Genomic DNA, 25,377 nt, shown 5'->3' on the forward strand with positions numbered 1-25,377 from the left:
TATGGCGCTGTTCGAGCGCAGCACGTTGCCGAATGCGATCACCGTGGCGCGGATTGCGCTCACCCCGGTGGTCTACGTGCTGCTCTTCGTGCCGACGTTCACGGCCCGCTTCACGGCGTTCATCGTATTCCTGATCGCGGCCTTCTCGGACCTCTGGGACGGCTACCTCGCGCGGAAGCACGGCTGGATCTCGAACTTTGGAAAGCTCGTGGATCCGCTCGCCGACAAGCTGCTGCTCGTTGCGACGTTCATCCCGTTCTACATCCTGTCGCGGCGTGACACGCCGGATGCGCCGCTGCCGCTGCTGGGGGAGCTGCCGCTCTGGGTCCTGCTCGTCATCTTCGGCCGGGAGCTGCTCGTCACCGTGATCCGCTCCTACGCGGCACGAGGTGGCATCGTCATCGCCGCAGGCGGCTCGGGCAAGCTGAAGGCCGTGTTCCAGAACATCTTCATCGGCACGACCATCTTCTGGTATGCGCTCCAGAGCGCGGCAGTGAACCGGTCCTGGGTCGGCATCTGGTGGGAGCGCTGGCAGATCTTCCACGGGACCGTCTTCGTGCTGACGCTCGCGATTGCGCTGTGGCTGACCGTCTACTCCTTCGTCATCTACCTCATTGAATGGCGGCGGCTGCTGCGAGCCGCCAGCACGGGATGAGCACGCCCGTCATCGAGATCGTGGCGATCGGCACCGAGCTGATGCTCGGTGAAACGATCGACACGAATTCCGCGTGGCTGGGTGCCGCGCTCGCTGACGCGGGTCTGCCGGTGCTTCGGCGCACGGCCGTGGTCGACGATTTCGAGCTGATGTCGGCTGCGCTGCGCGAAGCGCTGGCGCGCGCGGACGTGGTCATCACGACCGGCGGGCTGGGGCCGACACACGACGACTTCACGCGCGAGGTGATCGCCGCAGTGCTCGACCGGCCGCTGGAGCAGAACGAGCGGTGGGTCACGGTACTGGAAGAGCGCTACACCCGGCGCGGGATCCCGATGCCCGCGAACAATCTGCGCCAGGCAATGGTACCGCGCGGCGGCGAGCTGATGCACAACACGCGCGGGTCGGCGCCCGGACTCTGGATCGAGCACGAGGATCGTATCGTGATCGTGCTGCCGGGCGTGCCCGTCGAGCTGCACACACTGGGAGCGGAGGAGGTCGTGCCCCGCCTGCGTGCCCGGTTCCCGGACGCGCCCCCTGTCCGCAGCGTGCGCGTGCGCACGACGGGTGTCGGCGAGTCCCGCCTGGCTGAGCAGGTTGCCGACCTGATCGAGGGGATCGAGCCGCTCGATGTGGCGTTCCTGCCCACGCTCGCCGGCGTCGACATTCGCATAACGGCTCGCGGCATGGCACCGGCGGAAGCCGACGCAGCGCTGGCGCGCGCCGAGTCGCTCTTCAGTCAGCGGATCGGGCGCGCCCATTTCGGACGAAGCGGCGATGTCCATGCCGCGGTCGTCGGACGCGCGCTCCGCGCCCGCGCCTGGCGCGTCGCCCTGGCGGAAAGTTGCACGGGCGGACTCGCTGCCAAGCTGTTGACGGACGTCCCCGGCTCGTCGGAGTACGTGCTCGGTGGCGTTGTCGCCTACGACAACGCCGTGAAAACCGGGGTTCTCGGCGTCGACGCGGCCGTGATCGATCGCGAGGGAGCGGTCAGCGAGCCGGTCGTTCGCGCGATGGCTTCCGGAGTCCGGCGCCTTACCGGCGCAGAATGCGGTGTTGCGATCAGCGGTGTGGCCGGACCCGAAGGCGGCACGCCCGGTAAACCGGTTGGTACGGTCTTCATTGCCGTGGAGACACCGGCCCGCTCGGAGGCGCGGCGGCTCTCCGTGCCCGGTGCGCGGGAAGATGTCCGCGAGCGGTCGGCAGTCGCCGCCCTGGAGCTCCTGCGTCGCATGCTGCTCGAGGAGGAGAGCGCATGAGCGCCGTCGGCGCACGCAGCAGCGAGGGCGCCTTCGAAGGTGTCGGCAGGGTTCGGCTCCGATACCGCGCCCTGGAAGTGCCGCAGCCGCGCGCCGCGCTCGTCGTCGTACACGGGCTCGGTGAGCATTCCGGCAGGTACGAGCGGTTTGCGCAGGCCATGACGGCGAGCGGTGTGTCGACATACGCCTTCGACCAGCGCGGGCACGGAGTGTCGGAGGGACGGCGCGGGCACGCCGACCGCTTCGATGTCCTGCTGCAGGACCTCGACCGCTTCGTGCGCGAGGTGAGCGGGCTGGTGGATGTGCGGCTCCCCATGTTTCTGCTCGGTCATTCCATGGGTGGGCTGGTCGCGCTCCGCTACCTCGAGGAGTACGATGCCCGCTTCCGGGGTGGGATCGTCCTGGCGCCCTGGCTCGGCACCTCGGCCGAGATTCCGCGCTGGAAGACGACGATGGCGGGTGTGTTCACACGGGTGCTGCCGTCGATCCCGATCAGGAACGGCATCGATACGAACGCCCTTTCGCGGGACCCGGAGGTCGTGCGCGCGTACCGCGAGGACCCGCTCGTTCACGACCGCATCACGCCGCGCCTGTTCACCGAAGCGTCCGTCGCGATGGGCGCCGTTCAGCGTCGTGGTGACCGCATCCGCACGCCGCTCCTCCTGATGGTGCCGGACGCCGACCGCATCGTCGACGCGCAGCGCACACTCGCCTTCGCCCGCTCACTCCCGCCGGACGATGTCACGATCCGCATCTATCCGGGACACTATCATGAGCTGCTCAACGAGCCGGACCACGCAGCCACGATCCGGGAAGTGCGGGACTGGCTCATTGCTCGGCTTTAGGCGAAGATAGGTGCCGGATCGGCAGGCGTGGGTGGTCCCGCGCTTGCACCGGTACGGCGGCAGTACAGCCAGCAGGGGAACATGGTGGAAGACAAGGACGGACGACTCGCGGAGCCGGGGCAGGGCACCCCGGAGAACGGTGTGACGGCCGCAATGGATGAGAGCGATACGAACGATGGCGCGGCGGCCGCCGAAGCGTCCGGGGCGGGTTCGCAGCTCGAGGCGCTGCAGGCCGAGCTCGCCACCCTTTCGGATCGTCATCTGCGACTGGCCGCGGAGTTCGACAACTACCGGAAGCGCACGGAGCGCGAGCGGGCCGACAACTACACGCGCGCGCAGGGCGATCTCGTGCGTCGGCTGCTCGAGCCCATCGACGACCTCGAGCGCGTCGGCGACTACACGGACACGGCTGCGGCCGCATCGATCCTCGAGGGGATTCAGCTGGTCGAACGCAAGCTGCTGCAGAGTCTGAACACGGCCGGACTCGAGGCGATCGATCCTGCGGGGCAGGTGTTCGATCCCAATGCGATGGAGGCGATCGGCATCGTCGCCACCGATGACCCCGCGCAGGACGGGCTGGTGGCAGACGTGTACCAGAAGGGGTACCGCTTCAGCGGACACCTGGTCCGGCCGGCGCGCGTGCGCGTATACCAGCACGAGGACTGAGCCGATGTCGGCTACTGCCTCGAAGGACTATTACCAGATCCTCGGCGTCTCGGAGAGCGCTACCGCCGACGACATCAAGAAGGCATACCGCCGTCTCGCCAAGCAGAATCATCCGGACGCGAACCCGAGCGATCCACAGGCGGCCGAACGCTTCAAGGAGGTCGGTGAAGCGTACGCCGTGCTGTCGGACGAGACCAAGCGCAGGCAGTATGACCAGATGCGCAAGATGGGGCCGCTCGGCGGCTTCGGCTTCGGGCACGGGGCGGCGGGCACGCGCCCATCTCCGGGCGGCGTGCACGAGGAGCGCTTCACCTTCGAGGACCTGGGTGACCTGGGTGGACTGGGCGACCTGTTCAGCTCGTTCTTCGATCGGCGGCGCCAGCAGCAGCAGCAGCAGCAGCGTACGCGCGGTCGCACCAGCGCCCCGCAGCGTGGACAGGACGTCGAATACGTGGTCGAGATCCCGTTCGAGACCGCAGCACGCGGTGGCAGAGTCAACATCAGCGTTCCGGTAACCGACTCCTGCGCGACGTGCGGCGGCTCGGGCAACGCACCGGGAAGCAAGCCGAAGACCTGCCCGGAGTGCAGCGGCTCAGGCACCATCTCCTTCGGCCAGGGCGGCTTTGCGGTGACGCGGCCGTGTCCGGTCTGCCTGGGGCGGGGCAGTGTTCCGACCCAGCCGTGCCCGGTCTGCAGCGGCAGCGGCCAGGTGCGCGAGCAGCGGCAGATCCTGCTCAACGTTCCATCGGGCGTGGATACCGGCTCCAGGCTGCGACTCTCGGGGCAGGGAGAGCGCGGCAACGCCGGCGCTCCCGCGGGCGACCTGATCGTCACGTTCCGTGTCCAGCCCGATCGCTTCTTTCGCCGCGACGGGCTCGACGTGCACTGCACCGTGCCGATCAACGTCGCGCAGGCGACGCTGGGCTCGCGCATCCGCGTTCGCACTGTCGACGGCCGGAAGGTCGCGCTGCGGATTCCGCCCGGAACGCAGTCCGGCACGCGCTTTCGCATCCCGCAGCAAGGGATCGAAAAAGGCGGCCGGCGCGGCGATCAGTATGTGCAGGTGAAGATCGAAGTGCCGGAAACGCTCGATGATCAGCAGGCGGAGCTCATGCGCGACTTTGCGCGCGCGACCAACCTGAGGTACTGAGGCGATGAGCAGGACATTTCAGGACGAGAATTTCCTCGTCTGGGAGGCCTTCCCGTCGGGCGGCAACTTCGGTTTCGATGACGACGTGCGAATCGTGTTCCACTGTGTCACCGACCGGCGGGTCCGCCCGCGCTTCGTCGAGACCGACGACGACTCTGCCGATGCGGCTCGCATCATTCTGAAAGCGGCGCCGGCGGAGCTGCTGGACATGCTCAGGCGTTCGCACGAGATCGGCTGAACGATGCGTGTGCGCCCGGCGGCTGCGCCGGGCGCACAGGCACTCGATGACACTACCGGATCCTGCCGCCGCCGATCAGCTCCTCCCCACGATAGACCGCTCCCGACTGACCGGGTGTGACCGCGCGCTGTGGTGCGTCGAAGACGAGCGTCACATCGGTATCGTGAATGGCCTCGACGCGAGCGGGTGCAACGGCCGCGCGGTGACGGATCTGTACGAGGACCGACTCGCCTTCCGTCGGCGCCGCTGCGATCCAGTTCAGATCGACGAGCGAGAAGCGCTCGCGCGTCAATGCATGGCTCGCGCCGACCACCACCTCGTTGCGCTCCGGTCGCACGCCGATCACGTAGAGCGGCGTTCCGCGTCCACCGCCCAGGCCGCGACGCTGGCCCACGGTGTAGCGCGCGTAGCCCTCGTGTCGGCCGATCTCGTTGCCTGCACTGTCCACGAGGGAGCCGGGCACGAGCGAGGGATGGTCCGCGCCCAGGCGGTCCGCCAGGAACTCCGTGTAATCGCCACCCGGGACGAAGCAGATCTCCTGGGATTCGGGCTTGTCCGCGGTGACCAGGCCCAGCGCCCGCGCACGGGCCCGGACCTGTGGCTTCGTCAGCTCACCGACCGGAAAGCGGAGATGGGGTGCCACGTCGGCGGGGACGCCCCACAGGAAGTACGTCTGGTCCTTGGAGCGATCGAGTCCGCGCAGCATGCGTACGCCGCCGTCCGCACGAACCTCCGTGCGCGCGTAATGGCCGGTCGCGATCAGGTCGCAGCCGAGCATGCGACCTCGCTCGAGCAGGTGCGGAATCTTCGTATTGGAGTTGCAGCGCACGCACGGATTGGGCGTGCGCCCGGCCGCGTATTCGCTCACGAAGTCGTCGATCACGGCCGCCGTGAACGACTCCTCCATGTCGATGACGTAGTGCGGAATTCCGAGGGTCTCGGCAACGCGGCGGGCGTCGAGGATGCCGTCCAGTCCGCAGCACGTGCGTCCCTGCGGCTTGCCCTCGCCATAGCAGAACGTCTTCATGGTGACGCCCACGACGTCGTGGCCCTGCTCCACGACCAGCGCGGCCGCGACCGACGAATCGACGCCGCCGGACATGGCCACCAGGATCGACTGCTTCTTCATGCGGGAGTACTACCGACGAACCGTGACGAGGGTCCGGGCGGCACGTCGGCAGGCAGGTCCACCGCACCGTCGCGCATTCAGTGAGCTGCGACCGCTCGTATGCGGCCGACCACCTTGCTGAACGCCTGCGCTGCCCGCTCGATCTCCGCGCTGGTAGTGCCATGGCCGAGCGACATCCGGATCGCGGCCATGCCTTCGGCACTGGAGCCGATGGCGGACAGGACGTGACTGGGGGCGGCACTCCCGCTCTGGCAGGCCGAGCCGCCGGATACGGCCACCCCCTCGAGGTCCAGCCCGATCAGCAGGGCAGCCGCATCGCAATGGGGCACGCCGATGTTCAGCACGTGCGGCAACCGCTCGGCATCGCCACCATGCACGATGATGTCATCCGCTGCGGCAACAAGCCGCCGCTGGAGCTCGTCCCGCAACGCGCGCACGCGCTGCTCTTCGCTGTCCTGCTCCTGCGCCGCCAGCTCGGCGGCACGCGCGAAGCCCACGATTCCGGCGACGTTCTCCGTGCCGGGGCGCAGCTGCCGCTCCTGGCCGCCGCCGAAAAGGGAGGGGTGCAGCGTCACACCGTCGCGCACGAACAGCGCGCCGACACCCTGCGGTCCGTTGATCTTGTGGCTGCTGATGGAAAGCAGCGCGCACGGTGTCTCGTCGACGCGAACGCGCACCTTGCCGAACGCCTGGACGGCATCCGTGTGGAACACGACGCCGCTGTCCGCACACTGCCGTGCAAGCCACGCGATCGGCTGCAGCGTGCCGATCTCGTTGTTGCCCCACATCACGCTGAGTACGCACGGACGCGCGGCGATTGCTTCCGCTGCCGTATCTGCAGGTACGCGACCAGCGCCGTCGACGCCGAGAATGACGACGTCCGCCCCCTCCGCCTCGGCCGCCTTCACGCTGGCCAGCACCGCCTTGTGCTCGATCGCCGAGCAGGCGACGACGGCACGCCCCGCCTCCGCGCGCGCCTGCCGCCAGCAACCGAGGATCGCCAGGTTGTCGGCCTCCGTCCCGCCACCGGTGAACACGATCTCGCTGCGATGCGCGCCCAGCGCGGCTGCGACGCGGTCGCGCGCTTCCTCGATCGCGTTGCGCGCCCTGCGGCCCCAGCGGTGCACGCTGGACGGATTGCCCCAGCGCTCGCCGAGGAACGGCAGCATCGCCTCTCGCACTTCGCTGCGCATCGGCGTCGTCGCGGCATGATCGAGATAGATTGGCTCCACAGCGCCTCCCGCTCTGACCGGCATTACGCCTGCGGGCGTATGCCGCCGCCCGTGGCGCACTGATTTGACCGTGGGTAACTTAAAAACATGCTGCGCCGTCCACCACCGCTTCCCCCGGGGCGGCCCCCCTGCTTCCGCGCCACCGTCCACGGCACCGTTTTCGGCCAGCGTGCGAGCCATCTCAGGGATGTGCATGCCGGCGACGAGCTGCTGCTGATTCCAGGGCCGCCCCTCGAGGAGGAACCCGGCGTATGGGTTCACCTGCCCGAAGGCGACCTGATCGGCCATCTGCCGCCCGAGATCGAATCGTGGCTCACGCCCTGGATGCTGCGCGGCGGTCGTGCAACTGCGCGGGCGGTGCGGGTCGGCGGACGGGAGGAGCCGAGCTGGAGGCGGCTGGTGATCGAGGTCCGCTGCCTCGCGTAGCTTCCTTCTTTTCTACCACAGAGAACACCGAATTCACAGAGTTGTAATTCACCGCCGAGACGCTGAGGGCGCGGAGGTTTCGCTGACGTTCCGGCATGCGACATCAACGCGCGTATCGCCGATACGCTGCCTGGCGAAACATGCGCTACAACAAACGATGTAAGCTCGTCCGGAGTAGTCGTGTTGTGCACCTCCCGACGACGCCCCACCTCGCCGCGCTCAGCGCCTCAGCAGTGAACGAGACTCCGTGTCCTCTGTGTTCTCTGTGGTAGAACAAGAAGCCCTAGATGCTTTCCACGCCCAGAGTGACGACGTCGTCGACCTTCATCGTTTCGCGCATCCAGTACGGCTCGCCGTAGGGGCGGCGGATCAGCGATCCGTAGTGTGCGGCGTGCGCGAGAAGCTGCTCGCGCAGTGGTCGCTCACCGCCGCCGAACACATCGCCCATCGCCGTCTTGCCTTCGAACTGGGTGCCGAACGCGAAGATCGCCTCCAACTTGCGCTCGATCTGGTCGGTGATGTCGACGACGAAGCTCGGCTTTACCGCCTCTTCCCGGTAGCTCATCGCGTAGAGGATCTTCTGTGGGCGGTGCGGCGCGCCGTCGATCGCTGCGCGGCGCAGCCCGGCGACGAAGCAGGCATCGTAGGCGAGCTGGCTGGCGATGCGATGATCGGGATGCCGGCCGTGATCGGGCCAGTGCAGGATCACGGTGCGCGGGCGCAGCGCGCGGAGGTGTCCTGCAACGACCAGTCTCGTTTCCGGCGTGTTCACGAGAGCACTGTCCGCGAGGCCGGCATTGGCACGCAGCGTCAGCCCGATGATGTCCGCCGCTGCCTGTGCCTCGCGGGCGCGTCCCTCTGTGCTGCCCCACGTCCCGCTCTCGCCCCTGGTCAGGTCGAGCACACCGACGCGGTAACCGGAATCGACGGCGCGCGCCAGTGTGCCGCCGCACAGCAGCTCGGCATCGTCCGGGTGCGCCATGATCGCCAGCAGGTCGACTTCGCTCATGTCACTCGTAGCGCAGTGCCTCGACGGGGTCGAGCCCCGCCGCTCGCCAGGCGGGCCACAGCCCGAAGAGCACGCCGGCGACGGTCGCCATGCCGAGAGCGGCGATGATCGCACTGACCGGCACGGACGCGGGAATCGGTGTCAGCGCTGCGACCAGCAGGGCAAGGCCGCCACCGAGCACCATGCCGATGGCGCCGCCGATCACCGTCACGGTCGTCGCCTCGAAGAGGAACTGCCAGAGGATCTCCCGCTTGGTCGCGCCGAGCGCCTTGCGGATCCCGATCTCCCGCGTGCGCTCGGTAACGGCGATCATCATGATCGCGATCACGCCGACGCCGCCGACCATCAGCGCAACGGAAGACAGCAGCAGCATCACCAGGAAGAAGATGCCCGTGATGCGGTTGAAGGTCTCGACCATCTCCTCCTGGCGGATGATCGCGAAGTTGTTGTCTTCCGCCGGTCTCACACCGCGCGTGGAGCGAAGCAGCGTGATCACCTCGTCGATTGCCTGCTCCTGCGGGACGCCGGAGCGCGGCACTGCGAACACCAGCAGCATCCCGTCCCACGCGTCGAGGTGCTTGATCGCGGAGCTGAACGGCATCACCGCGAAGTTCTTCTGCAGGCTGGCGAATACGTTCTCCTCCTGCTCGAACACACCGATCACCTGGAAGGGCACGCTGCGGATGCGAACCGTCCGACCGATCGGGTCCAGTGTACCGAAGAGCGTCTCGGCCAGCGGAGCGGACAGTACCACGACGCGCGCTGCGGCTCGTACGTCGGAAGGCAGCATGTCGTGACCGGCGATCATGCTGCCCTGCGTGAACTCGGTCCAGCCGGCATCGCGCGCCGAAATCGCGACGGATGCCACGCGCTGCCGTTCGAAGGAGAATTCCTCCTGCAGGTCGAGCCCGACATGAGCCGCGCGGATCGACGGGAGTCGCTCGATGGCGCGCGCTTCCTGCACCGTGATCGCCGGGTTGTCCCCCCAGGGCGGACCGCTGCCGTCGCTCACAATACGCACCGAATTGAAGTTGAACCGGGCGACCATGAAGTTGTTGGGACCGCTCGCCTCGAACGCGCCCATCACGCTGCTGCGGATCCCGTTGATCATTCCGCTCATCGCCATGACCGTCGCAACACCGATCACGATGCCGATGATCGTGAGGACGGAGCGGAACTTGTTGGCACGCAGCTGGTCGATCGCGAGGCGCGCGCCTTCCTGGAGGCTCTCGATGCGCATGGGCTACTCCTGCCGCAATGCGACCACGGGATCGAGCTTTGCCGCGCGCGATGCAGGGTAGATCCCGGCGATCACGCCGACACCGACACCGAGCGCGACGGAAACGGCCATCCAGACCGGCGCGAGCGCGACCGGCATCGGAGAGATGGCACTCACGATCTGCGCCAGCACCAGGCCGATGCCGATGCCGAGCATGGCGCCGGCGCCCGAGAGCGTCGCTGATTCGACGAGCACCTGCAGGTGGATGTCCCGACGGCGCGCACCGAGTGCCTTGCGCAGCCCGATCTCGCGTGTCCGTTCCGTCACCGAGACGAGCATGATGTTCATGATCACGATGCCGCCGACCACCAGCGAGATCGAGACCAGCATCGGGAAGGCGACCATCAGCACCCGCTTGATGTTGTCCCAGAAGCTGAGCGATTCCTCCGCCGTCTCGATCGCGAAATCGTTGTCCTCGCCGGGGCGCAGGCGATGCCGGATGCGCATCGTAGCCTCGATCTCGGCCTGGGCCGCCTGCATCTGGCTCGTGTCGTCCGGCCGGACCAGGATGTTGTCGACGACGCCGTGCGGGTTGACCATCCGGCCCATTGCAGAGTGCGCGGGGGCCATGGCACGGTTGTCGAGCGACATGCCGAAGAGGGAGCCCTGCTTCTCGAGCACCCCGATCACGCGGAACGGCACGTTGTTGACTTTGACCGTTCGCCCGAGAGGGTTGAGGGAGGGGAAGAGCGCGTCCGCTGCCTCCGCGCCGAGCACGACGACGTTGGCACCGCTCCGGTCCTCGGGTGCCGTGAAGGCGCGGCCGCGCTCCACGTCCATGTTGCGGATGCGGAACAGGTCGGCGGACGCGGCGGTCAGCCACACGTTCTCGATCGTGATGCCGCGATCACTGACGAGTGTGCCGTTGCTCGAGCTCTCCACGCCGACCAGCGCCGGCACGGTGAGGGACGCCTCGATGGACTCTGCGTCGTCGAACTCGAGCAGCGGGCGGCGGCGGTACGCGCGCCACACGTCCGGGTCCGACTCGAAGTTGACGGACGGGATGCGTGTGACGGTGAGCGTGTTCAGGCCGTAGATCGCCCCGGCGAAGTCCTCCTCCATGTACGTGTTCAGCCCCTCGACCACGCTGACGACAGTGATCAGGAACATGACGCCGATGACGACGCCGATCACGGCGAAGAAGCTCTTCAGCTTCTGCGCCCGGATCTGCTGCAGGGCGAGGCGGATGCCTTCGACCGGATTCATCGGGCGGCAGTGTAGCGGGCGTTGGGGACGTCGTCTGAAATGATGCCGTCCCGCAGCGTGACGGTGCGCTGCGCATGGTCCGCGATGTCATGCTCGTGCGTGACCAGCATGATCGTCTGGCCGTGGGCATGGAGCTCGGCGAACAGGTTCATGATGTCGACGCCGGTCTGCGAGTCCAGGTTGCCGGTCGGCTCGTCCGCGAGCAGCAGCGACGGGTTGTTGATGAGCGCGCGGGCGATCGCGACGCGCTGGCGCTGGCCGCCCGACAGCTCGCTCGGCCGGTGCGTCATGCGATCGCCGAGGCCGACGCGCTCCAGCATGTTTTCCGCACGCTCGCGTCGCTCCTTCGCATTGACCCCCGCGTACACGAGCGGCAGCTCGACGTTGTGCAGCGCCGTCGCGCGCGGCAGCAGGTTGAACGTCTGGAAAACAAAGCCGATCTCGCGGTTGCGGATGCGGGCGAGCTGGTCATCGTCCAGCTCGGACACCTCTTCACCGTTCAGCCAGTAGCGTCCACCGGTTGGTGTGTCCAGGCAGCCGATCAGATTCATGAACGTCGACTTGCCGGAGCCGGAGGGGCCCATGATCGCGATGTACTCGTTGCGCTGAACGAGCAGGTCCACGCCGCGCAGGGCGTGCACCGTCTCCGCGCCCAGCACGTAATCCTTGCGGAGCCCTTCGGTCCGGATGACCTCGCCGTTCATCAGTTGCCCGCGGGTTGCGCCGCGGCGGCGCCGCGCCCGCCGGGCGGCGTCCCCATCGGGCGCACCGCCTGGCCATCCTCCAGGGTGCGGATCGCCTCATAGGGGCCTGCCACGACCGAGTCCGATTCGGTCACGCCGCTCAGCACCTCGAAGTGCTGTGCGCCGGCGATGCCGACCTGGACGGGAACGAACTCCGCCTTGCCGCTGCGCACGACGTACACCCCCTCCTGGTCGCCCTGCTCATCGGCACCTGCGGCCCGCTCGGCCGCGGCCTGGGCGGTCGGGTCTTCCTGGGGGAGCGGCTGTGTGCCCGTCCGCTCCCTGACGGTGAGCGCGATGATCGGGACCGACAGCACGCCCTCACGGCGGGCCGTGACGATATCGGCCGTGGCCGAAAGGTCCGAGCGCAGCGTGGGCGGCGGGTTGTCGAGGCGGATACGAACCTCGAAGTCGACGGCCTGCGCGCCGCTGGCTGAGGCGACGCCACCAGCGACCGGGCGCGTGACCGAGCTGTGGCCGATCTCTGTCACTCGGCCAGTGAACATCTGCCGGGGGAACGCGTCGATCTGCACGACGGCGCTGTCACCCACGTGGAGCTCCGGCACATCGGTCTCGTCCACGCGTACCACGGCCTCCATGGCGCCGAGATCGGCGACGGTCAGCAGCAGCGATCCCACGTTGTTCATGGTGCCGACGATGGCGGTCTCGCCTTCCTCCACGTTCAGGCGAGTTACGACTCCGTCCATCGGTGCGCGGATCACGGTCTTGGAGAGCAGGTCCTGCGCCTCGACCAGGGCGGACCGTGCCTGGGCGACGCCGAACTTGGCGGCCTCGAGCAGCTGTCGCTGCACGAGCTCCTGCGTCTCGGCCTCCTCGACCTGCTGCGGGCTCACCATGTTCTCCTGCTGCGCCAGCGTGCGCATGCGCTGGGCCTGTCGCTCCGCCTGGATCAGGTTCGCCCGGGCCTGCGCTTCACGTGCACCGGCCTCGTTCACCGCGGCGCGCGCGCGGGCCACGGACGCCTCGTACTGCGACGGGTCGATACGCAGCAGGATGTCGCCGCGGCTGACCTGCTGTCCTTCGACGATGCGCAGCTCGATGATCCGTCCCATGATGTCGGCCTGCACGTCGACCTTGCGGTTCGGCTCGATCCAGCCGCTGGCAGTGACGGTTGCGACCAGGTCCCGGCGCTGCACCGGCTCGATCCGGACTGCGACGCCGTCATTGCCGCGCAGGGCGGAGAGCGTCGCAATGGCGATGACGGCGAGAACGGCGCCGCCACCAATGATGAGCTTCGTCTTCCTGCGCATCAGCCCTCTCCGGGGTTCACGCGCAGCGGCCGGCCGACAGCGGCCTCCAGCGCGGTGAGGTTCTCATGGAATGTGTAGAGTGCGACGAGGTAGTCGCGGTCCGCTCGCGCCTTCAGCGTCTCCGCCTCCTGCAGCTCGACGAAGGATGCGACGCCAACGCGGTAACGCTCGCGCTCGAGCTCGAGCTGCTGATCTGCCAGCTCGCGGTTGCGCTCCTCGAGCACGACCGCCTCGCGGGCGGTTCTCAGATTCAGCAGGGCCCGTTCAACGGTTGTGCGGATCCGCAGCTCCTCGGCACGCTGCCGCTGCGCAGCATCGTCCTCGGCGATGCGCGCCTGGGCAAGCTGCCGCTCGCGATCGAAGCCGTTGAATATCGGCAGCGAGAGGGTGAGCTGCGCGCTGAACGGCTCACGGGAGAAGCCGAACGGGAACACGTCGTTGTCCGCCCGGATCGCCGACTCCTGCTGCGGGGTCAGCGTGAACTGGCTGCAGTCGCGGGGTGTGCCCGGCAGCGGTGTCGGGAGGCCTGCACTGATCAGGTTCTCACGCTCACACTGTAGCCGTGCCGACTGCATCTGCCCCCGCGCCTGCTCGATCAGGAGGCCGGTGTTGCCCGCTTCGCGCGCGAATCCCGACCAGCCGGCGGACATGCTGAGCGTGGGGAAGTACGCCGAGCGCGCCATGCGCACCCCTGCCTCGGCAGCGGTCACGCCGGCGCGCGCCGCGAGGATGTCCGGGTTGGCGCCCTGCGCGCTTTCGAGCAGCGTGTCCAGCTCCCAGGGAACGTCCTGCACCTCGAACTCGGTCGAGAGGGTGACGTTGTCGGTGAGCGGGCGGCCGATGATCTGGCCCAGCACCAGGCGCTGCGTGCGCAGCTCGTTGCGTGCCGTGAGCAGCGCGACCTCGGCCCGGCCGCGCTCGACTTCTGCCTGTGTCTGCTCGAGCGGGATCGCGGCGCCGACCGCGACACGCGCGGCGGCAAGGCGAGCGTTCTCCGTCGCGCGCGCGAGCTCCTGCTCGGCCAGCGTAACCGCATCCTGCGCGCGCCGCACTGCCAGGTACTGCACCGTCACGTCGGTCTCGAGCGCGGAGCGAGCCGAGCGGATGGATGCAGACGTGGCCCGCCGGGCAGCGCGCTCACGCGACGGCGCGAACAGCGATGCTCCGCTCAGGTTGTAGTTGAGATTGAGCCCGTAGCTCGAGGCGTAGTAGTCGGTGGAGCTGCCGATGCCGAGATCGCTGCCAGTGATGACCCCGAAGCGCTGCTCGCCTGCGGCCTGGTAGTTCATGCTGCCGGAAACGCTCGCGCCCGGCAGCAGATCGCCATACGCGGCGCGGACGTTCCAGTCCGCGAGCTGCAAGTCGTTGGCGGCGGCGAGGTAATCCGGATTGTGATCGCGGGCGAGCTGCAGTGCGTACTCGAGGGTGAGCGTCTCCGGTGGCTGCTGCGCGCTGGCGGTCGGAAACGAGGACAGCGGAGCGAGTAGCAGCGCCACGACCGGAATGGCACATCTGCATCGATGAGTCTGCAACAACGCGGTCTCCTGTGTCGGGAGTGCACGAACGGCGCGCCCTACGGCGCGCCGCCCGCGCGGGTTTCACGGCCGGGCGATCGGCCCGGCGCCACGGTCATGGAGCTGCGGTGCGCTCAGCGACAAAGCTGGAGGACGGAATCGCCACACGCAGCACGCGGTTCTGCGCATCGACCCAGACCTGCGCTGCATCGCCACCCTGGGGCTGTACGTCGAGGCGACGGGCGGCCACCCTGCTTCCGCCGATCTGAACGCTCTGACCGTCGGTCACGCTTACATTCGCCCACACCTGGCGGCTCGAGCGCGGGATCACGAGCGGAACGCGACCGTCCTTTCCGTTCACGCGCTGCGCCAGGAAGTAATAGTGATGCGCGACGCCTTCGTCGGCGATGACCGCGCCGTCGCTGACCAGGTACTCGCGCATCTGCTCGCCCGACGGGCGGACGATCCGGGCACTGAAGCGGCCACCAACGACGCGGCCCGCGATGCGCTCGGCGTCGCCGCCCTGGACCTGCAGGTCATACGCGGCGGGCCGCAGTGGCGTGCCGGAGAGCTGGAGCGAAGAGACGACCTGCTCGCCGCCCCCGTCCGCCAGGACCACGCGTCCCTGCGCGATGACGACGGCGCGATCGCCCTCGCCGCTCTGGCGGATCGAGAAGGTCTCGGTGCCGACCTCGCGGCCATCCACGAGCAGCCGGAACGCCCCCTCGTCGAGCGTTGCTGTCTGCGCCTGGAGGGCGACTGGCACCAGCAGCGCGGCGCCTGCGATCGTGAGCATTCTGCGAATCTGCATGGGCTCTCCCAGTTGTTTCGGCAGTTGCACCCTCTACCCCGGCGGGGGAGGGGTGGTTCGAAGGCAGGAACCTCTGGCGCAGCCTGAAGTATCGCAGCAGGCGCAGGGAGCGGGCAACCGCGCCAGATCACGTGAATGGAGGCGAATCAGCGGTCAGAGCGTATCGGTGTCGGCCTCCGTCGCCGGCAGGAATACGGCTCGCTGAATGGCCATCAGCATGCGCTGATAGATTGCGGCACCCTTTTCCGCTGTCGCGAACGACGGCCGGCCGACGACGCCGGCGCCGCCGGGGGGCGGGCTGGGGAGCTGGTCACGCACATAGCGCCGGAATGACTCCTCGGACAGCTCGAAGTCTCGTGCGCGCTCCATGCGTACCAGGGAGGGGTAGAGGTGCAGCATCACGGAGGTTTCGGCCTCGCCGGCGTGGAGCGGGCCTGGCTGTGCCTCGAGCAGGTCGGCCAAGTCGATGTCCCAGATCGAGAGGACGCGTACCCGCGCCTGCCGCGTCACGAGCGTCGCGAGGGCGTCGAGGTGAGGCTCGTGACGGTGTGCGGTGATGATGATGAATTCGCGAATGCCCTGTGCTTCCCACGCGGCGAGCAGCTCGTTCATTACGCGATGCAGCGTCTTCTGGATCAGCGATGCGGTTCCTGCGTATGCGCGGTCGCTGGCGACGTTGACGCCGTAATGAACGGTCGGCGCCCGCAGGACGTGGAACTCGCGCGCAAGGTCCCCGGCGATGTGGCGAGCGATAAGGACATTGGAGCCGAGCGGAAGGTGGGGACCGTGTTGCTCCAGCGCGCCGGCAGGTATGATGAGGCGCGGATCCCGTGCGAGGTGGGCCGCCACATCGATCCAGGACAGTTCATCGAGACCGAGTAACTCTTCCATTGACGCCGGCATCCTGGTCTGACGTTCTGGCGCGCATCCGCGGCGCGCGTGTGGGTTGGGTGCTCACCGCACTGAGCATATTCCTTGTTCTGGCGTGGGCACGCCAGATCCAGGCCGGGTATCTCGTGGCGACGACGCTGATCACCAGCGCCGCGGTGCTGGCAGCCCGTCGTGAAGGCGCGAGCCCCTTCCTATATGCCGCGCTCGCTGCAGTCGCAATCGCGCTGCTGGCGGGGCTGGACGCGGGCAGGCGTTTCCGCGCGATCGAACACGACTGGGACGCCATCGTGCGCGAGCGGGAGGTCGGCCTCGCGAAGCAGCTCGAGCGGCGCATGGAGAGCGCACTGGAGCGCGCGGTCACCGCCACGGATCTCGCGGCCGAGGCTGCGCTGCGCGCCGCACCGGGGAGCACGCTGTTCCAGCAGCTCGAGGGTGTGCGCCAACGAACCGGGGTGGACGCGCTCGCCCTGTTCACACATGGTGGCGACCTGCTCGCGTGGGCGGGCGATCATCGCGGCAGTCTCCCGGAAGCGGTCCGGCGCGTGCCGAGCGGAACGCACTTCGCCGAGCGCCCACTCTACTCCTACCTGTACCTGTCCCGCCCCGTCGCCGGCAACCGCCAGCACGTGGTAGCAGCGATGCTGATGGAGACGGGCCTCGTCCAGGATCACGGCAGCAGCAGCTTCACCGGTGTCTTCGAGGAGCGGACCGGTGCCCGGCCGGTCTTCCGCTCGGGCGGCGGCGTCGACGCGGACTGGGTGCTCGTCGAAGGGGCCGACACAGTCGTGCACGGCAGCTTCGAGCGCCTGACGCAGGCACAGGCGCGCGAGGACGTGGAGCGCACGGTGCAACGCATCGCCGTGATCGCCGGGCTGCTCGCATTCGTGCTGCTGGCGATCGGCATGGCCCAGGCGCAACCGACGGCGCGCTGGCCGAGCGTGCTGCCGCTGCTGCTCGCCATTCCGGTCCTGCTGCTCGCGCCGATCGGTTCTGCGTTCGACGCCAACGTACTCTTTTCACCCCTCTACTTCCTGCTGCCGCTCGCAGACATCACGCTCGGCACACTGCTTCTCCTGCTGCTGCCGCTGGCGAGTATCGCCGCGACCGCGAGGCTGCCTGTTCCGCGGCGCAACACCCGCCTGCTGTTGATTGCGGGTGCAGCCGCTGTTGCGATCGGCTACATGGCCGGCCTGCGGCTGCTGCTGGCCGCGGCGGCCCAGCAGCTCATGACGACGAGCGGCGCGCTCTGGTTCGGCCTGCAGATCGCCCTCGTGCTGCTGCTCACGATGATCACGGCGCTCGCGCTGCCGCAGCGTCCGCCGCTCGTCGTGCCCCGCCTGCGCTCCTGGGGCGGCGCGAGGGTCGAGCTCGGGCTCGCCATTCTCGGCTTGGCGCTGAGCGTTGCGCTCGCCGTGCTGTTGCACATGCGACTGGAGCCGCTCAACGGGGCGCAATTGTGGAGCGCAGGCCTCTGGTTCGCGCCCTTCCTGCTGTTGGGCACAGCGCTCGCCGGTCTCACTGGCAGCACCGGCCGCCTGCTGCGCTGGGTCGCTGCAGGATGGCTCGCAGGGACCGCCGTGATCCCGCACGTGTGGGCAGCACACGTCGGCGCACGACTCGATGATGCGGAGCGTGAGGTTGGCACGCTCGGCATGCAGCCCGATCCGTATCTCGACTACCTGCTGGTGGATCTCGGGCGCGAAGCGCAACGGCGGTATGCAGCCGGCGAAGAAGGTGTGCAGCTTCTCTACCGTGCCTGGGTGGCCAGCGGCATGGCGCGCGAGTCGTACCCGGTACAGGCAGTGCTGTGGGATGCGAACGGGCAACCTCAGACCCAGCTCAATCTGGGTGACATGGCTACGCCCGATACGCTTCCGCAGATGCTCACCCGCATCGCGCGCCTGCAGCACGACGATCGCGAGCCTCACCTCGAGGCACTTGCCGACAACCCGGCGATCAGTCGTCTGCTCACGGTACCGCTGGCAGGCGACGGGATCATCACGTTCACGGTGCCACCGCGCCGCTCGCTCGAACGCACCAGCGTTATCGCGCCCTTCCTCGGTGCCGTGCCGGCGCAGGACACACGTCTGAACCTCGTGCCCGCGCGCCTGGGCGTCGAGCTGGGCGAGGGCACGCTCTGGGTCCCGGGCGAAAGCGGGTGGCGCAGTGATACTCTCGTCCGCTTCCCGGACGGGGCCTTTCACGCCCACCTGGAAGTGCGTCTGCCGTCACTCGGCGTGCGCCTCGCGCGCGGCATGCTGCTCCTGGTGCTCGACCTCGGGCTGCTGGTCATGCTCTGGTACGGAGGCTGCGCCGCCCGCGGAGCCGCGCCGAAGCCGCGTCACGGGTGGCTGCGCTGGATGGGCAGCTTCCGCGCCCGGATCACGGTAGCGCTTTTCGCGTTCTTCCTCCTGCCGACCGCGGTGTTCGGCTGGGCGACGTACGGTGCGCTCGCAGGCGAGGTCGCTCGCGCCACCCGCGCGGTAGCGCAGCGCGCTGCGGCGGTCGCGGTCCTGGAGTTTCCCGACGTCGACGGAAACCTGCACGAGCTTGCGGAGCATGCAGGCAGTGACGTGCTCTACTACTTCCGCGGTGAGCTGGCGAACGTGTCGTCGCCGGAGGCGCTCGCACTCGGCGTGTACGGTGCGTGGATGCCGCCCGCCGTGTACCTGTCCCTGGAGGGCGGTGATGAGCTTGCCGCCGTTGAAACCCGCACGATCGGTGACCGGCCGTTCCTGACCGCGTTCCACAGCCTGCCGGCAACCGGCACACTGGCGGTGCCCATGGCGCTCGCGGCGGGCGACACGGCCGTACGGCAGCGCGAGCTGGCGCACCTCGTGCTTTTCGCCGCGCTGGTCGGCGCACTGCTCTCGCTCGCGCTCTCGGTATTGGTGGGCCGCACCCTGGCCGGCCCGATCGGTCAGCTGCGGCGTGCCGCGGCCGCAGTCGGTGCGGGCCGTCTCCGCGTTCGCCTGCCGCAGCCGCCATCCGGCGAGTTCGGCCAGCTCTTCGCTTCGTTCAATCGCATGGTGCGCCGCCTGCGCCGTGCGCGCACACAGGAGCTGCGCACGGCGCGCGTGCTCGCCTGGGGAGAGATGGCGCGGCAGATCGCACACGAGATCAAGAATCCGCTCACGCCCATCAAGCTCTCCGTGCAGCACCTGCGACGGGCGTATCGGGATCGGCGGCCGGACTTCGGCGACATCCTCGACGACAACGTGACGCAGATCCTGAGCGAGATCGATCGGCTCACCGAGATCGCACGCGCGTTCTCGCGCTACGGCGCGCCCGGAACGGAGGTCGGACCCGTGGAGCGGGTCGATGCGACCGCGGTCGCGCGGGACGCGCTGACGCTGTATCGCAGCTCGGACTCTGCCATCGAGTTCCGCTCGTCGATCGAGCCGGGCCTGCCGTTCGTGCGTGCGCGTTCGGGTGAGCTCAAGGAAGTCATTCTGAACCTGCTGGAAAACGCCCGCGACGCGCTCGAGGGCCAGGGGCTGGTCGAGGTGCAGCTCTATGCCGTCGGTGACGGCGTTGCGCTGGATGTCGTCGATGACGGGCCGGGGATACCCGAATCGCTGCAGGAGCGGATCTTCGATCCGCATTTCTCCACACGCTCGTCAGGCACGGGCCTGGGCCTCGCAATCGTGCGACGCATCGTCGAGAGCTGGGGAGGTACGATCACCGTCGAGAGCACCCCAGGCACCGGGACAGTGATGCACGTGCGGATGCTGGCTGCCGACGACGGTCGACCGCCTCTCCGGCTGCACCGGTTCGATGACAGCAGGGAGTGAACGGCAGTGGAGAGGCCCGGCCGCCGTGGCGGCGACCGGGCCTCTCTCTTACTTACCTGCAACGCGACGTAACGACGCTGCCGTCAGGACCTGTCAGCGCACGCGGTAGTTCAGGATCGTGGGCTGGCCGTTCTCGTTCACCCACACCATCGAGACCACGTCGCCGGACTTCACCGATCGGGCAATTCGCTGGACATCGGCGACGCTGCGTACATCCTCACCGTTCAGCTTGAGGATCACGGGACCGACTGCCCCACGCGGGATACGGAACCCTGCGAGAGGGCCTGTCGGATCGATCTCGGCGATTGCGACAAACCGGTCGCCGCGCTCGTTCACGAGCTCCGCGCTCTCCGGGGGTGCGGGCATCGCGCGGAATCCAAGGCGCATCTCGCTGCTCGGTCCGTCGTTCGTGCGCGGCTGACGCGCGGCGACCTGCTCGAACTCACCGAGCCGCACCTGGCGTGTCATGCGGTTGCCGTAGCGGATGATCCCCACATCCACTGTCTCGCCCGGACGCATGCGTGCGACGCGTGCCTGCAGCTCCGCGACGGTGCGCACCTCGTCGCCGTCGATGCTCACGATGACGTCGCCCATCTCGAGGCCCGCCTCGGCGGCGGGTGTGCCGGGCTCCGGCGGCGTCGAGATCTCGGCGCCGGCCACACCAGGCAGCTTGTAGACCTGGGCGTCGGCGGCATCCACCTCCGTGATCTGGATCCCGAGGCGTGGCCGGTGCACGACACCGTATTCGATCAGGTCACTGCCGACCTTGCGGGCGAGGTTGATCGGAATGGCGAAGCCGGCACCGGCGAAGAAACCGGTGCCTGATTCGATGGCAGTGTTGATGCCTACGACTCGCCCGAGCAGATCGACCATCGGTCCGCCCGAGTTGCCGCGGTTGATCGCGGCGTCGGTCTGGATGAAGGCTTCGAGCTGCGTGCCCGCCTCGTTGCTCAGGATGTTGATGTTGCGGTTCTTCGCGCTGACGATGCCGGCCGTCACCGTGAAGTCGAGACCGAGCGGGTTGCCGAGCGCGAGCACCCAGTCACCGACCTTGATCGCGTCGCTGTCCCCGAACTGCGAAACGGGGAACGATTCGCCGTCCGCACCGTTGATCCGGATGACGGCGACGTCGGTGTTGGGGTCGGCGCCGACGATGGACGCGTCGTATTCGCGGCCATCCGCGAGACGGACGATGATGCGATCGGCACCCTCGACCACGTGGTTGTTGGTCATCACGTGGCCCTGCTCGTCGATGATGAAGCCGCTGCCGGTCCCGCGCTGGACAGGTGCCTCGTCCTGCGGTATGCCTGGAATCGCAAAGGGCAGCCGGCGAGAGCCGGTTGTCATGCGGGACTGCACGTCGACCTGCACGACGGCGGGCAGCGCCGTTGCGGCAGCGCTGCGGAACGCACCGGAGAGGCTGCTCGCCGTCAGCGTGTCGAGTCGGATCGGGACATCGCCCAGGGCGTCGCGCACCTCGTTGCGGGCCGCCTGACTCGTTTGTGCCTGGGCAGGATCGCCGCCGGAGCAGCCGAGGGCTGCTGCCGATACGACGGCGATCATGGACGCGTAGCCGAACGTCTTCTTCACCATCGTCGTTCCTTCCTGGATCAGCGCGGTAACCAGCTGAATCGGACTGTGCAGGGCGCATGCCCCGCCGCTCTGTCAGAATAACAGGTTGTCCATCGATTGTTCCGACGGCGGGCCGTACGGCGCCGTCACGGGGTCGGATCCCGGAGGGCAGTGGACGGTTGCCCCTGCACACGCCCGATCCATCCATGGCCGCGCCCCGAAGGGACCGCGATCGTCCTGCGCATGAACGAACCGGGAGAGCGGTTGGTGCTCGTGCGGGCGCGGCCCGCGGAAGGGGGCTGCGCATGCTCGCGCAGGTAACCGGTGCTGCAGTGTTCGGAATCGACGCGTATCCGGTCCGCGTCGAGGTCGACCTGGCGAACGGCCTCCCCTGCATGAACGTGGTGGGGCTGGCCGAGGGTGCCGTGCGAGAGGGGCGCGAGCGTGTGACCGCGGCTCTTGCAAACAGCGGGAGGCCGGTCCCACCCCGCAGGATCGTCGTGAATCTCGCACCTGCCGACGTGCCGAAATCGGGCAGCGGCTTCGACCTGCCCATTGCCATCGGTATCCTCGTGGCTACGGGGGCACTGGAGTCGGACGCGGCGACCGACGTGCTCCTCGCCGGTGAGCTGGGTCTCGACGGTGAGCTGCGGCCGCTGCGGGGCGCCCTGTCGATCGCACTCTGCTGCCGGGCGGCCGGTCTCCGGTCCCTGATTCTGCCAGCGGCAAACGCCGCGGAAGCGGCCGAGGTGGACGGGATCTCGGTGCTCGGCGCGAAATCGCTCGACGACGTCGTCGCTCACCTGTCGGGCGTCGATGCCCTGACCGCCGCGGAGCGTGCGCCCGCACCGGAGGACGATCCGTGGGCGGTCGACTTCGCTGAGGTGAAGGGACAGGGGCACGTGAAGCGTGCGCTCGAGGTGGCGGCGGCCGGGCAGCACAACCTGCTGATGATCGGACCGCCCGGGGCCGGGAAGTCCATGCTGGCGCGGCGGCTCCCGACGATTCTGCCCCCGCTGGAGCGTTCCGAGGCAATCGACGTGACACGCATCCACTCGGTCGCGGGCCGGCTGCGGGCCGGGAGCGGGCTGCTGCGCACGCGGCCGTTCCGGGCGCCGCATCACACGATCAGCGAGGCAGGGCTCGTGGGTGGCGGCACGATCCCGCGGCCGGGTGAGGCATCGCTGGCGCATGCGGGGGTGCTGTTCCTGGACGAGCTGCCGGAATTCCGTCGCAGCGCGCTGGAGGCCCTCCGCCAGCCGATCGAGGACCAGGTCATCCATATCGGGCGCGCACGGGGCGGGGCGACCTTTCCCGCGTCATTCATGCTGGTCGCAGCGATGAACCCGTGCCCGTGCGGGCATCACGGTTCCGCGGGCAGCTGCATCTGCCATCCCGCGCAGGTCGTGCGCTACCGCGGGCGCGTGTCCGGTCCGCTCCTGGACCGGATCGACGTGCAGGTCGAAGTCGCGGCGCTCAGTGAGCGCGAGTTGTTCGGTGCACGCGATGGTGAGAGCAGCGCATCCATTCGGGTGCGGACCGAGGCCGCGCGCGCAAGGCAGGAGCGGCGCTTCCGCGCAGAGGCGGGGATTCACGCGAACGCGCAGATGCAGCCGCGGCACGTGCGCGCGTACTGCACCGTGGATGCAGCGGGGGAGTCGTTGCTGCGCACGGCGATCCGTCGTTTCGGGCTGTCAGCGCGAGCGTATTACCGGGTGCTGCGGCTCGCGCGCACGATTGCGGACCTCGCCGGCACGGATCACATCGCACCCGTCCACGTCGCGGAGGCAGTGCAGTACCGTTCCCTCGAACGACCACTGGTGCCTGCGCACTGACGGGTTGCGGTGGCTGGCCAACTGCCCCGCGCCTGCCACTTCCGGTCGCGTCGGCCGGGTTCCGTCGGGGCTCGCCTGCGACCACCTGAGACCTGCCGTCCGTCTTGCCGGAACAGACTCGCCGCCCGGCCGGGGTAGTACCTGCCGACGAGGCCCTGCACGACACCGCGTTCGGTGCGGCCGAGGCCGGGCGTCGCTTGTTGCCCGTCCGGCGTGCCGGTAGCTTGGCGGGCAGGAGGCGAGGAGATGGAAGAGCTCACGAACGAAACCGGGTCGCGCTACCAGCGGCTCCAGCAGATCCTCCGCGAGCTGGGGTCGGTCTGCGTCGGCTACTCGGGTGGTGTGGACTCGGTGTTCCTTTCGGTCGCAGCAGTGCAGACGCTGGGGCCGGAGCGAGTTTTGGCCGTTACCGGGCGCAGCGCATCCGTGCCGGGGCTCCAGCTCGACGTCGCCCGGCAGTGCGCCCGCGAGTTCGGGGTGCCGCACGTCGAGATCGACACGGACGAGCTGGACGATCCGAACTACGCTGCGAACCCATCAAACCGCTGCTACTTCTGCAAGAGCGAGCTGTGGAGTCAGCTGCGCGCGGTTGCGGACGAGCACGGCATCGCGGCGGTCGTCGATGGCGCGAACGCGGATGATGCGAGTGACTACCGGCCGGGCGCGCAGGCGGCACTCGAGAACAGCGTGCGCTCGCCGATGCAGGAGGCCGGTCTCACCAAGCGCGACATCCGGATGCTCTCCCACATGCTCGGCCTCCCCACATGGGATCAGCCCGCCGCCCCGTGTCTCGCGTCGCGCCTGCCGTACGGCCTGGCGGTCACCCGTGAGCGCCTTTCCATGGTGGAACGCGCCGAAGAGAACCTGCGCTCGCTGGGACTGCGCGAATTCCGGGTGCGGCATCATGGTGATGCCGCCCGCCTGGAGCTGATCCCCCAGGACATCGAGCGGGCGGCGGCGGAAGCGGGGAAGTGGGCGGCGGCCGTGCGAGCGGCCGGCTTCACGCGCGTGCTGCTCGACGTGCACGGCTACCGCCGCGGTGCGCTGAACGAGGTGCTTCCGCTGGTGCAGCTCGGGCGCGCATGAGCGACGCTGACCTGGACCGCTCCTCAGGGCCCGAGAACGGGCTGCCTGCCCGCAGCGGCGGACCGGCCGCGTCCGATGAGGCAGATCGCGGCGGCGCCGCTGTCGCAGACGAGCTGGAGCGTGCACGGGCGGTACTCGCTGCGAGCGGATTGAGCGGCGACGTGGACCGCGCGGGACACGCGGGTGACATGCTGGTCGTGGCCGCGCCGCCAGGCCGCATCGATGATGTCCGAGCCTGTGCCGCGGAGCTGCGAAAGCTCGGGTTCCGCTACGTGACCATCGAGATCGTGCCGGATGCATGACGACATCGTGTATCTGGACTACGCCGCGACGTCCGCGATCCGGCCGGCCGCTGTCGCGGACAGCATCGCGGACTGGCTGAGAACCAACGGCGCGACGCCGGGTCGCGGGGGGCACCGACTCGCGATCGACGCCGGCAGGCTGACACTCCGCTGCCGACAACTTCTTGCCGAGCTCCTCCATATCCCGGGTGATACCGGGCGCATCGCATTCCAGCTCAACGCAACGCACGCACTGAACACCGCTCTGTTCGGCGTGTTGAACGACGGCGATGCCGTGGTGACGACGCCGTACGAGCACAATGCGATCGTGCGTCCGCTGAGCGTGCTGCAGCGCACACGCGGTGTCGCGGTGCGCGAAATTCCTGCGGCGCGCGACGGAACGCTGGACCTGGACGTCGCGCGGACGCTGCTGTGCGGCGCGCGGCTGCTGGCCATAACGGCGGCGTCCAACGTGCTGGGGACAGCGA

Annotated in this window: 23 protein-coding genes; 12 read left to right on the forward strand and 11 right to left on the reverse strand. The window is 68.6% G+C overall.

The window, feature by feature from the left end:
- The first annotated feature begins 1 nt into the window (after position 1).
- The 6 genes from pgsA (at position 2) to VFU06_14330 (ending at position 4,810) form a co-directional block, all read left to right on the forward strand.
- Positions 2 to 655: a CDP-diacylglycerol--glycerol-3-phosphate 3-phosphatidyltransferase gene (gene pgsA, locus VFU06_14305; GenBank protein ID HEU5210561.1), complete on the forward strand. Its 654-nt coding sequence runs from the start codon at positions 2 to 4 to the stop codon at positions 653 to 655.
- Positions 652 to 1,911: a competence/damage-inducible protein A gene (locus tag VFU06_14310; GenBank protein ID HEU5210562.1), complete on the forward strand. Its 1,260-nt coding sequence runs from the start codon at positions 652 to 654 to the stop codon at positions 1,909 to 1,911. The genes pgsA and VFU06_14310 overlap by 4 nt, the downstream gene beginning before the upstream one ends.
- Complete coding sequence (locus VFU06_14315) at positions 1,908 to 2,756, forward strand: alpha/beta hydrolase (GenBank protein ID HEU5210563.1); 849 nt, start codon at positions 1,908 to 1,910, stop codon at positions 2,754 to 2,756. Before VFU06_14310 ends, VFU06_14315 begins: the two co-directional genes overlap by 4 nt.
- An 81-nt stretch (positions 2,757 to 2,837) precedes the next feature.
- Positions 2,838 to 3,422 (forward strand): nucleotide exchange factor GrpE, encoded by a 585-nt coding sequence (locus tag VFU06_14320; GenBank protein HEU5210564.1) that lies wholly within the window; start codon positions 2,838 to 2,840, stop codon positions 3,420 to 3,422.
- Positions 3,423 to 3,426: 4 nt separating this feature from the next.
- Complete coding sequence (dnaJ, locus tag VFU06_14325) at positions 3,427 to 4,572, forward strand: molecular chaperone DnaJ (protein HEU5210565.1); 1,146 nt, start codon at positions 3,427 to 3,429, stop codon at positions 4,570 to 4,572.
- Between the two features lie 4 nt (positions 4,573 to 4,576).
- Positions 4,577 to 4,810: a hypothetical protein gene (locus VFU06_14330; GenBank protein ID HEU5210566.1), complete on the forward strand. Its 234-nt coding sequence runs from the start codon at positions 4,577 to 4,579 to the stop codon at positions 4,808 to 4,810.
- 52 nt (positions 4,811 to 4,862) lie between these two features.
- Here VFU06_14330 and mnmA read toward each other — a convergent pair whose 3' ends face one another.
- A complete protein-coding gene (mnmA, locus tag VFU06_14335; protein ID HEU5210567.1) occupies positions 4,863 to 5,939 on the reverse strand; it encodes a tRNA 2-thiouridine(34) synthase MnmA in 1,077 nt (358 codons plus the stop codon).
- Between the two features lie 77 nt (positions 5,940 to 6,016).
- A complete protein-coding gene (locus tag VFU06_14340) occupies positions 6,017 to 7,171 on the reverse strand; it encodes a cysteine desulfurase family protein (GenBank protein HEU5210568.1) in 1,155 nt (384 codons plus the stop codon).
- A gap of 189 nt (positions 7,172 to 7,360) precedes the next feature.
- Here VFU06_14340 and VFU06_14345 point away from each other — a divergent pair, with 189 nt between their 5' ends.
- Complete coding sequence (locus VFU06_14345) at positions 7,361 to 7,597, forward strand: hypothetical protein (GenBank protein ID HEU5210569.1); 237 nt, start codon at positions 7,361 to 7,363, stop codon at positions 7,595 to 7,597.
- Between the two features lie 283 nt (positions 7,598 to 7,880).
- On the opposite strand, the gene bshB1 is transcribed toward VFU06_14345, so the two are convergent.
- The 8 genes from bshB1 to VFU06_14385 form a co-directional block, all read right to left on the reverse strand.
- Positions 7,881 to 8,606: a bacillithiol biosynthesis deacetylase BshB1 gene (gene bshB1, locus VFU06_14350; GenBank protein ID HEU5210570.1), complete on the reverse strand. Its 726-nt coding sequence runs from the start codon at positions 8,604 to 8,606 to the stop codon at positions 7,881 to 7,883.
- A gap of 1 nt (position 8,607) precedes the next feature.
- On the reverse strand, positions 8,608 to 9,846 hold the full coding sequence (locus VFU06_14355) for an ABC transporter permease (protein ID HEU5210571.1): 1,239 nt from the start codon (positions 9,844 to 9,846) through the stop codon (positions 8,608 to 8,610).
- 3 nt (positions 9,847 to 9,849) lie between these two features.
- Positions 9,850 to 11,091: an ABC transporter permease gene (locus tag VFU06_14360; protein HEU5210572.1), complete on the reverse strand. Its 1,242-nt coding sequence runs from the start codon at positions 11,089 to 11,091 to the stop codon at positions 9,850 to 9,852.
- Positions 11,088 to 11,795: an ABC transporter ATP-binding protein gene (locus VFU06_14365; GenBank protein HEU5210573.1), complete on the reverse strand. Its 708-nt coding sequence runs from the start codon at positions 11,793 to 11,795 to the stop codon at positions 11,088 to 11,090. Before VFU06_14365 ends, VFU06_14360 begins: the two co-directional genes overlap by 4 nt.
- On the reverse strand, positions 11,795 to 13,105 hold the full coding sequence (locus tag VFU06_14370; protein ID HEU5210574.1) for an efflux RND transporter periplasmic adaptor subunit: 1,311 nt from the start codon (positions 13,103 to 13,105) through the stop codon (positions 11,795 to 11,797). The genes VFU06_14365 and VFU06_14370 overlap by 1 nt, the downstream gene beginning before the upstream one ends.
- Positions 13,105 to 14,601, reverse strand: a complete 1,497-nt coding sequence (locus tag VFU06_14375; protein HEU5210575.1) for a TolC family protein — start codon at positions 14,599 to 14,601, stop codon at positions 13,105 to 13,107. Before VFU06_14375 ends, VFU06_14370 begins: the two co-directional genes overlap by 1 nt.
- A gap of 133 nt (positions 14,602 to 14,734) precedes the next feature.
- Positions 14,735 to 15,430 carry a hypothetical protein gene (locus VFU06_14380; GenBank protein ID HEU5210576.1) on the reverse strand — a complete coding sequence of 232 codons (696 nt, stop codon included), beginning with the start codon at positions 15,428 to 15,430 and terminating at the stop codon, positions 14,735 to 14,737.
- A 153-nt stretch (positions 15,431 to 15,583) separates the two neighbouring features.
- On the reverse strand, positions 15,584 to 16,321 hold the full coding sequence (locus VFU06_14385) for a creatininase family protein (GenBank protein ID HEU5210577.1): 738 nt from the start codon (positions 16,319 to 16,321) through the stop codon (positions 15,584 to 15,586).
- 59 nt (positions 16,322 to 16,380) lie between these two features.
- Between VFU06_14385 and VFU06_14390 the strand changes: the two genes are divergently transcribed.
- Positions 16,381 to 20,115, forward strand: coding sequence for an ATP-binding protein (locus VFU06_14390; GenBank protein ID HEU5210578.1), 3,735 nt, complete (start codon positions 16,381 to 16,383; stop codon positions 20,113 to 20,115).
- 93 nt (positions 20,116 to 20,208) lie between these two features.
- On the opposite strand, the gene VFU06_14395 is transcribed toward VFU06_14390, so the two are convergent.
- Complete coding sequence (locus VFU06_14395; GenBank protein HEU5210579.1) at positions 20,209 to 21,708, reverse strand: trypsin-like peptidase domain-containing protein; 1,500 nt, start codon at positions 21,706 to 21,708, stop codon at positions 20,209 to 20,211.
- Between the two features lie 284 nt (positions 21,709 to 21,992).
- On the opposite strand from VFU06_14395, the gene VFU06_14400 reads away from it, so the two are divergent.
- The 4 genes from VFU06_14400 to VFU06_14415 all read left to right on the forward strand — a co-directional run.
- Entirely contained in the window at positions 21,993 to 23,522 is a 1,530-nt protein-coding gene (locus VFU06_14400; protein ID HEU5210580.1) for a YifB family Mg chelatase-like AAA ATPase, read from the forward strand.
- A 246-nt stretch (positions 23,523 to 23,768) separates the two neighbouring features.
- Positions 23,769 to 24,608, forward strand: coding sequence for an ATP-dependent sacrificial sulfur transferase LarE (gene larE, locus VFU06_14405; GenBank protein HEU5210581.1), 840 nt, complete (start codon positions 23,769 to 23,771; stop codon positions 24,606 to 24,608).
- Entirely contained in the window at positions 24,605 to 24,910 is a 306-nt protein-coding gene (locus VFU06_14410) for a hypothetical protein (GenBank protein ID HEU5210582.1), read from the forward strand. Before larE ends, VFU06_14410 begins: the two co-directional genes overlap by 4 nt.
- A partial coding sequence (locus tag VFU06_14415) for an aminotransferase class V-fold PLP-dependent enzyme (protein ID HEU5210583.1) occupies positions 24,903 to 25,377 on the forward strand: 475 nt, incomplete at its 3' end. The genes VFU06_14410 and VFU06_14415, both read left to right, overlap by 8 nt.

It is taken from the genome of Longimicrobiales bacterium, from assembly GCA_035764935.1.
Classification (GTDB): domain Bacteria; phylum Gemmatimonadota; class Gemmatimonadetes; order Longimicrobiales; family RSA9; genus DASTYK01.